This window comes from Cryobacterium arcticum (genome assembly GCF_003185895.1).
GTDB lineage: Bacteria > Actinomycetota > Actinomycetes > Actinomycetales > Microbacteriaceae > Cryobacterium > Cryobacterium arcticum.
In genome coordinates this window covers 1-1705 of record NZ_QHLY01000006.1, presented here as the reverse complement: position 1 = coordinate 1705, position 1705 = coordinate 1, and the positions used below count along the sequence as shown (strand labels likewise).

1 rRNA gene is annotated in these 1705 nt (G+C 54.8%); it reads right to left on the bottom strand.

What is annotated here, in order from left to right:
• Window positions 1–36 precede the first annotated feature (36 nt).
• Window positions 37–1557 (bottom strand): 16S ribosomal RNA (locus CTB96_RS05650).
• Window positions 1558–1705 lie beyond the last annotated feature (148 nt).

Genomic DNA, 1705 nt, shown 5'->3' with positions numbered 1-1705 from the left:
TCCGCTGTATACAGACGGCACTGCTGTGCTCCTTAGAAAGGAGGTGATCCAGCCGCACCTTCCGGTACGGCTACCTTGTTACGACTTAGTCCTAATCACCGATCCCACCTTCGACAGCTCCATCCCTTGCGGGTTTGGCCACTGGCTTCGGGTGTTACCGACTTTCATGACTTGACGGGCGGTGTGTACAAGGCCCGGGAACGTATTCACCGCAGCGTTGCTGATCTGCGATTACTAGCGACTCCGACTTCATGAGGTCGAGTTGCAGACCTCAATCCGAACTGAGACCGGCTTTTTGGGATTCGCTCCACCTTGCGGTATTGCAGCCCTTTGTACCGGCCATTGTAGCATGCGTGAAGCCCAAGACATAAGGGGCATGATGATTTGACGTCATCCCCACCTTCCTCCGAGTTGACCCCGGCAGTATCCCATGAGTTCCCACCATTACGTGCTGGCAACATAGGACGAGGGTTGCGCTCGTTGCGGGACTTAACCCAACATCTCACGACACGAGCTGACGACAACCATGCACCACCTGTATAGAGACCTTGCGGGGCGACTGTTTCCAGCCGTTTCCTCTATATGTCAAGCCTTGGTAAGGTTCTTCGCGTTGCATCGAATTAATCCGCATGCTCCGCCGCTTGTGCGGGCCCCCGTCAATTCCTTTGAGTTTTAGCCTTGCGGCCGTACTCCCCAGGCGGGGAACTTAATGCGTTAGCTGCGACACGGAGACCGTGGAATGGTCCCCACATCTAGTTCCCAACGTTTACGGCATGGACTACCAGGGTATCTAATCCTGTTCGCTCCCCATGCTTTCGCTCCTCAGCGTCAGTTACGGCCCAGAGATCTGCCTTCGCCATTGGTGTTCCTCCTGATATCTGCGCATTCCACCGCTACACCAGGAATTCCAATCTCCCCTACCGCACTCTAGTCTGCCCGTACCCACTGCAGGCCCGAGGTTGAGCCTCGGGTTTTCACAGCAGACGCGACAAACCGCCTACGAGCTCTTTACGCCCAATAATTCCGGACAACGCTTGCACCCTACGTATTACCGCGGCTGCTGGCACGTAGTTAGCCGGTGCTTTTTCTGCAGGTACCGTCACTTTCGCTTCTTCCCTACTAAAAGAGGTTTACAACCCGAAGGCCGTCGTCCCTCACGCGGCGTTGCTGCATCAGGCTTGCGCCCATTGTGCAATATTCCCCACTGCTGCCTCCCGTAGGAGTCTGGGCCGTGTCTCAGTCCCAGTGTGGCCGGTCACCCTCTCAGGCCGGCTACCCGTCGTCGCCTTGGTGAGCCATTACCTCACCAACTAGCTGATAGGCCGCGAGTCCATCCCCAACCGAAATTCTTTCCAACTCCTAGCCATGCGGCTGAAGCTCGTATCCGGTATTAGACACCGTTTCCAGTGCTTATCCCAGAGTCGGGGGCAGGTTACTCACGTGTTACTCACCCGTTCGCCACTGATCAGAGAAGCAAGCTCCTCATCACCGTTCGACTTGCATGTGTTAAGCACGCCGCCAGCGTTCGTCCTGAGCCAGGATCAAACTCTCCGTAAATGTTTAATAGCCTCACCACGCAAGCGTGACGGGCACATCTAGTGCTGAAAGCCACCGGAATAGGCGAACAATCAGCAAGTTTGAAACTGACAGAACAAATCATTACTGACTTGCTTTGTTGTTTAAATGTTTTCCAAAGGAATCTCTT